The organism is Actinomyces dentalis DSM 19115, assembly GCF_000429225.1.
GTDB lineage: Bacteria > Actinomycetota > Actinomycetes > Actinomycetales > Actinomycetaceae > Actinomyces > Actinomyces dentalis.
This window is the reverse complement of sequence record NZ_AUBL01000049.1, coordinates 22,462-29,930: the sequence shown is the minus strand read 5'-3', so window position 1 is coordinate 29,930 and position 7,469 is coordinate 22,462. Positions and strand designations below refer to the sequence as shown.

Here is a 7,469-nt window from a genome sequence, read left to right as displayed (position 1 = left end):
CGCTGCCTGATCCACGTCCACCGCGACACCGTGCGCGACCTGACCCTCCACCCCCGTACCACCCAGGGCCGCGCCCTGCTGGGACTGTCGCGCAAGCTCCTGACCATCACCACCACCGACCAGGCCGCCCACTGGCTGACCGCGCTCAACGACTACGCCACCGAGTACCGCACCTGGCTCAACCAGCGCACCACCGCCCAGGACGACCCCGCCACCGCGGCCGCCACCGGCAGGAAGTGGTGGTACACCCCCCCCCGCACCCGCCGCGCCCACAGACGCCTGGAGCGTCTGGCCAAGCAGGGAACTCTGTTCGCCTACCTGACCGGCCCCGCGGGCGAGCCCCGCCACACGCCCCTGGAGCGCACCACCAACCCCGTCGAAGCCATCAACGCCCAGGTCCGCGCCACCCTGCGCCACCACCGCGGAGCCGGCCCCGACCACCAGGCCGCGATCATCGACTGGACCCTCGCCCGGCTCACCGAGCAGCCGCCCACACCGACCCAGGCGCTCAAGGCCTGGAACCAGGACGGCAGAAGACCGGCCGCACGCCTCCCCACCAGGAAGACCAGGACGAGCGCACGCCCCCACCCCGCCGGATGGGGCACCACCCCCACCCCCGAGGAGGGCCTGTGGACGCGCAAGGGCTGGGCCGGACGCACCCACTGACCCCGACACGCCTCCTAAAACAACACACCCACGCCTATAACCCCGTCTGGTCGCATTTCTGGGAAACGATATTATGATGGCCCGCCCGCATGAGGTACAATGGTTTACGAAGACAATATCCACGACCTCATGAGGAACGGACCATCGTCATGAAGTATACCACGGGGCTGCCCACCCCCAAGTTCGCCGACCTGCTCATCCGCCTGCGCGAGGAGGGAGTCGAGGGCTATCCGCCGAGTCTGGGGCTGAGGGACTCCCTGCGGGCGGCTCTGATCTACATGCGCCATAATGTGATACAGGCGGCGATCGGAGAGCAGTTGGGCGCCTCCCAGCCCACGATCTCGCGGGCCATCGGGGCCCTGACCGATGCGATCGTCCGGGCCCTGAAGGACCTGCTGCTCACCGCGGAGGAGGTGCCCGAGGGCTGCGACTTCTGCCTGGACGGCACCCTCTTCCCCTGCTGGAGCTGGCGGAATCACCGCGAATTGTGGTCGGGCAAGCACGGGACGACCGGCATGAACGTCCAGATCCTGGTCCTGCCCAGCGGCAGGCTGGTGTGGGCCTCGGACCCCTATCCGGGGTCCATGCACGACGTGGCCGCCCTGGACGCCTCCGGACTGCTCGACGGAATCGACCCCTCCGGATGGATCGCCGACAAGGGATACGTCGGAAGGGGAATGATCACCCCGCACAAGAAGCCCCCCAACGGCGAACTGAGCGAAGCGGCCGAAGAGGCCAACAAGAGCATCAACCGGATCCGCCAGGTCGTCGAGCGCACCATCGCCCACATCAAGTCCTGGAGAATCCTCCACACCGACTACCGCCGCCCCCTGCACACATTCGAGCAGACCATCACCGCCGCACTCTCACTCTACGTCTTCAAAACCACCCTCTGAATAAGCTTCAATGAGCAGCAACATCGAGGTCGACGTCGCACAACCTACTGTCGCATCTCATTATTAGGGTTCAGTGCCGCGAAAAAGGTGGCTCCCGCATATCTTTCAGCCGCCCGACGGCGATGGGACGCAGAGAAAACGGCGACATGACGCGCTTTCCACGGCGGGCAACCTCGGAGCGAGGCGTTAAAAGTACGCGGGAGCCACCTTTTCACGCCGCCGGTCCGCCCCGAACCACCGCACCCGCCGCTCGCGGGTGCGCCGAGTCCCGATCCGCCTCGCTCGGCGCCTCGTTCCAGGCCCGCGCCCGCCGCGGGTGCGCCGAACTCCGCGCTCTGGCCAGCAGCAGATCACCCGCGCGACCGGCGTGCGGGCCGGGACCCGCAGTGCGGTAATCTCCTCCGCAGAAGTGACCGACCTCACCGAGACGGGGGTGCCGACCATGCCGTTCGACGACTGCGCCGAGCCGGCGGATGACGAGCCGGGTATCGGGGTCCGGGGCGAGGGCGGCTCGGGCTCGACAATCGGCGAGGGCGGAGACGACGGCCCGGACCTCGACGACTGGGGCGAAGGCGACTACGACGACGTCTGGGACCACGACGCCGATGACGGCCCTCGGGACCGGGACGGCGACTCCCGGGCCGACGGCGCCGGCAGCGCCTGGGACCGCGCCGAGAGCCCCGCGCCCAGGGGCAGGCGCCCATGTAACATCGCCCCGGAGATCCGGCTCGGCGAAACCATGCCCGCCACGACGGTGCTGCGCCGGGAGTGGGACAAGATCCACGACCTCGATTCCGACCTCGTCGAACGCTGGACCATGCGCATGGGCAGGCCGGGGTGCCAGCCCCGCGCCGAGGTATGCGGGGCGCCCTCGACCGACTTCCGCTCAATGGTGCTGGCCAAGGCGCTCAAAGGGCGGATCGCCGCGGACAGCCTGGGCCGCATCCTTGACCTCGAGGAGGGAGCCATCCAGCGTCTCGACCACGGCCAGGTCCGGAGCATCGCCGACGTGTTCGATGAGGAGAAGACCCTCTTCATCGCGGTCATGCGGTGGGCCGAACTGCTGGAGGAGGCGTTCCGCGCGCGACCCGGCTTCCGGGCCGATAAGGACGCCTCCAAGAAACGCCAGAGCCGGCGCCGGAAGTTCCTGGGCAGCACTTGGCCGCAGATCACCGATCTGAAGGATCCCGAGCGTTTAACACCTCATGACGACGAGGTCCAACGCGTGCTCGACTCGATCCAGGAGGAGATCCGCGCCCGGGTGAGCCTGGCCCATGTGCGCTCCCGGCTGGCCGACGCTCGACTCGCCGAGCGGGTGCAAACGGCGCTGAACACCTGGATCCCGTTCGACGACGGGCGGGTCTCCCCGCCGCGGAGTCGAACCGGCCCCGGCGGGGAGCGGGTGGGCCGGGCCGGGGCGCGCCCCGGCCCCAGTGAAGAGCCCACCGGCCCCGACGAAGAGCTGCGCCGCGCGCTCGACGACCTGGCGGACTCGCCGTCCTGGGCGGATGCGCGCAGGGCCTTCCCGGACCTGCGCGACCGAGTCCGCGAAAACCGGGGCGCGGCCAGCGCCCTCCTCGCCTCGGCCGCCCGCCGGGCGAGGCTCGCCGACCCGGTCGAGGGCTCCTCTCTGTGCGCGCAGCCCCCGCTCACCGGCCCCGATCCCCGGCGCAGGAAGAACGGCCCGGCCCCCGCGCCCCTGAACCTGACGCTGTTCGGCCGCATCCGCTCCGCCTTCCAGAACAAACTGGTCCTCGGCATCACGCACGACAACCTCGATGAGCGCCTGGTCGCCGAGGGCGCCCGCTGCGCGGCCTGGGGCGGGGTGACCTCCTGCCAGGCCCAGCTCGCGCTGCTGCTCGGCGAGCAGGTCGCCGTCGGCCTCGTGGGCGGCCTGAGTCTGCTGCACCGGAGCAACGGACGCAGACGTCGGGACATGGCCGGCGGGGGCGGGGAGCTGCTCCAGCGGGTCCTCGACGTGGCGCACGACACCTCCCCCGCACTGCGCTTCGAGGCCAGCCCCCAGCACGCCGACGTCGATACCGGCACCTCCCGGGTCTACAGCCGCACCATCGACATGCTCGCCGAACCGCAGTACCTGCGCCTGGTGTGGCGCAAGGTGCACCTGTACGAGTTCCGCGGCGTCGGCCTCATGCCGGACGACCAGGTCGACGCCGATGCCGTGGGCCGCATCCTGAGGGCCGCCATGATGGACGCCACCAGGTGGGTCAACAGCACCGCTCACACCGGCATCAGGGACCAGACCGGGGCGGGGCTGCGCACAAGGGCGAAGCCGGGGTCGGGGAGGCCAAGGTCGAGCGGGCCCTCGTCCGTCAAGAAGCACGCGGCCTACGCGCTGGTGCAGTTCCTGCTCCGCCGCGACGAGCCGCCCCGGGACGACCCCGACGACCCGGTGGCGAGCGCCGCCTGGGCCCTGCACACGATCCGTCGGGTCCGCGGGCAGACCCCGGCGCGGGGGCGGGGTTCGCGGGGAAGGTCGAGGACCGCGCTCGCGGGCGGGCCCGGGACCGGGGCGGCCAGGGCGGTCAGCACCGGGCCGGCCGGGGCCAGGGCCGAGGCCGGGCTCGCCGTCGCCGCCCTGTCGCGGGCGCTGAAGCGCCTGCGGGACGGCGAGCACGCGGAGCTGGCCGAGGGCGTCACCTGCGACCATCTCATCGACCTCATTGAGAGGATGTGATTCACGTGGCCTTACTGGACGACGTCGCCCTGAGGCTGGACGACGGCGAGCTCCTCATCGCCCCGGGAGGGATCGAGCCCCGCGAGGACCTGATGCATCCGTCCCTGCCCGTCGACGGCGGCCGGCTGTGCGCCGGCCTGGGCATCGACCGGGAGATTCCCGCCGGTTACCTGGGCGGCGGCTTCGACACCGATGAGGTCCCACTGTGGGTCGAGCTCGTCTACGGGCACAAGGTCGTCGAGGCCGCCCGCGGCCTGCTGGCCGCCCGCCCCGCCGGACCACCCGCGCCCGGGCCCGATCCGGCAGCGACGATCGCGCCGACGGCCGTCACCGTCTCCACGACGTGGTTCTCCCGCCCCTCGCCGACGGCGCGGTGCCTGCACCGGATGGCCGAGGGGCTGTGGATGCGCCGCTACTGGCCGTCGCCCGTCGGCTCGCCGATCGCCCGGCCGGACCGCACCCTCCTCGCCGTCGAACTCGCCTCCCTGTCGCTGCGGGCGGAGGCGCCCGAGTGCTTCGGGCTCGGCGGGCTCACGGGCGTCCTGCTGGACGGGCATGCGGCCGCCGTCCCCGAGCTCGCCCGGCGCGTGCTCGAGGGGCGGGCCGACGAGACCTCCCAGCGCCGCCTGCGCGTCATTCTGCGCGACGTGCTCGCCTGGTTGTGCGCGGACCGGGACCTGGAGGAGGACGAGCCGGACGGTGAGCGGGGGCGCGAGGATGTCTCCGGGATGATCGCCCTCCGCGACGGCCTCGCGGGCTCGATCCCCTCCCGCGGCTGGGAGCAGGTCCTGGAGGAGATCGGCCGGGCGGACGTCGCGCTGGCCGCGGGGGCACCGGCGGAGGGCGAGGCGCCGGGACCGCCCGCCGGTCCCGGCGCCTCGCGCGACAGCGTCGACTGGGAGGTCAACGCGCCCGGCCTGCTGGACACGGACACCGGCACCGTCGTCTGGAGCGCCGACGACGGCGAGCTGCGGGTGACGGCGCCCCTGGCCCCCTCGGCCGGGCGGGCGCTGCCGCACGCCTACGCGCGCGTCTACTTCAAGGGAGAGGTCCTGCCCGCCCTCGTCGACCTGCACCCGGACGCGTCGGGGCGCCTTCTCACGGCCCGCGAGGCCCTGGAGCGGTCGGGGCGGGTCGAGTGCGTCGACGTCGTCTCCGTTCCCCGTCCGGCACCGGCGCTGCGGGGCCCGGAGCGCGCGGCGATGGTCGGCGACCAGGAGGCGGCGACGGAGTGGGCGCGCCGGCGGGCGGAGGACGTCTACGACTTCCTGGAGGAGACCTTCCCGTACGAGGGCCGGGGCCTGCCGGACGATCCCGTGCCCGAGGGCCTGGCCGGCGGGGAGCCGTGGGTCGGGCAGCTGGTCGGACCCTCGGGCGACCTGTCGCTCTGACCGCCGGCCCGCAGGTCCCCGTCGACCGCCGCCGGCCCGCCCGACAATGGCCCCGCCGACCCGACCGCTCGCCGGCCCCGGCCTCGGCCCATCTGACCCATCCCGCCCATCCGGCCCGCCGACCCCGCCCCGCGGGCGGCGCATCCGCCATCACCGGGCGGCGCATCCGGCGCCGCACCCCTGAAGAAAGGCCACCGCTGTGGAAACCGTCGAATTCATCCTCCACGGAGTGGACGCCTCGTCCGGCACCTACCTCGCCTGGGAATCCGCCCAGTGCCCGCCCGCCTACGCCGTTCTGGACCGCGTCCGGCTCACGGAGGCGGTGGAGCGCCTGGCCCGGGCCCTGCCGGACTACCTGGAGCAGGACTCCGAACCCGCCGAGCGCGGCTTCGACGAGGTCTTCCCGCCCGTCCGCCCGTCCCGGGCGCGCAGGCCGCCCGTCGACGACGCCCCCCTGACGGCCGCCCTCACGCAGGCCGACGGCAACCGGTTCCTGCGGGTCGCCCAGGGGCCGATGCTGCGGGCCGACGACGAGCTGCGGCTCATGGAGGAGGTCGCGCGGGCGGCCCTGCCCGAGGAGTTCGTCGCCTCGCTGCTGGAGGCCGCCGGGGCGCCGGACCGCAGGGTCCTGCTGGTGCTCAACACCCCGCCGTCGTGCGGCCAGGTGCCGTGGGAGCTGCTGCCGACGGGCAGGAGGTGCGCCGACGGCGCTCCGGAACGCCTGCTCGACGTCGTCGACGTGGTCATGATGGGGGCGATCCTGTACCGGGACGCCGACCCGGGCGCGCCCCACCCCGACTGGCGCGGGGTCCGCGAGCGGCCGGGCCTGTACCTGGTGCAGCCCTGGCCCCGGGGCGCCGACGCGGTCCTGTCCCCCGCCGAGCTGCGGGAGTGGGACCGGCGGATCGCGGCCAAGGGCGCGGCGGCCCTCGCCCCGGCGCGCGGTCGGGAGCGCGCGGACCGGATCTGGCTGTCGTCGAGTCTGCGCGCCGACGCCGGGTCCACGTCGGTCGACAATGCGCGGCCGCTGTCCCACCTGCTGTACGTGGGTCATATGACGGGCGACGGGCCCATGTCGCGCATGCGGCTGGCCGACGGGGCGGACGTGTTCGGGCGCACGCGCGTGGAGGGCGGGTGCCGGTGGTTCTCCGCGGACGACCTGCTGCACGGGACCTGGGGCTGGGGCGAGTACGTGGAGCGCCTGCGGGCGGAGTCGGAGGAGGACGGCGCGCCCCTGGACCTGGGGACCCGCTGGCCCGCGGGGGTGGGCGCGGCCGGGCCCGCCGACGACGAGCGCCCCTTCGACGCCCCGCAGGAGGTGGCGGGCCCGCTGCTGTGGCCGATGCCGCCCCGGGTGGGGCTCATCGCCTGCCAGTCGGGCACGGAGCCGCGCCAGCTGGAGCCCTTCGGGATGGTCACGGCGATCCTGGAGGCGGGCGCCGAACTGGTCATGGCCACGCGGTGGACGATGCTCACCGACCGGTTCTTCGAGCGGGTGAGCCGCTCCGCCCAGGGCTTCGACGACGGGGAGGGGCCCCGGGCGGAGCGGATCCGGCCCTTCTTCGACCTGTCGGTGGTCGTCGACGATCTTCTGCGCTCCGAGGATCCGGTCCACGAGATGAACGAGTGGAAGCGGGAGCGGCTGCGGCGGTGGCGCTGGAATCCCAGCCCCGCCGTCTCGCCGCTGACGTGGGCGGGGCTGACGGCCTTCCGGGCGCCGGACCGCTCGGTGCCCGCCGAGGCGGACGCCAGTGCCGCGGCAAACGACGGTGCCGACGCCAGACGGCGGGAGCGCTGAGGCGTGCGCGATTCTCCGAC

Annotated in this window: 4 protein-coding genes and 1 pseudogene; all 5 read left to right on the top strand. The window is 73.2% G+C overall.

Features of this window, described 5'->3' with window-relative positions:
• Nucleotides 1–666 (top strand): annotated as a pseudogene (locus G446_RS20365) (hypothetical protein); the annotation flags it as partial.
• Between the two features lie 149 nt (nt 667–815).
• Complete coding sequence (locus G446_RS0110950) at nt 816–1,562, top strand: transposase family protein (protein WP_245574675.1); 747 nt, start codon at nt 816–818, stop codon at nt 1,560–1,562.
• Between the two features lie 409 nt (nt 1,563–1,971).
• A complete protein-coding gene (locus G446_RS0110945; protein ID WP_026410181.1) occupies nt 1,972–4,260 on the top strand; it encodes a hypothetical protein in 2,289 nt (762 codons plus the stop codon).
• 5 nt (nt 4,261–4,265) lie between these two features.
• Nucleotides 4,266–5,651: a hypothetical protein gene (locus G446_RS0110940; RefSeq protein ID WP_026410180.1), complete on the top strand. Its 1,386-nt coding sequence runs from the start codon at nt 4,266–4,268 to the stop codon at nt 5,649–5,651.
• 199 nt (nt 5,652–5,850) lie between these two features.
• The gene (locus G446_RS0110935) at nt 5,851–7,449 is read left to right on the top strand and encodes a hypothetical protein (RefSeq protein ID WP_026410179.1); all 1,599 of its coding nucleotides are present in this window, start codon (nt 5,851–5,853) and stop codon (nt 7,447–7,449) included.
• The last annotated feature ends 20 nt before the right edge of the window (nt 7,450–7,469 follow it).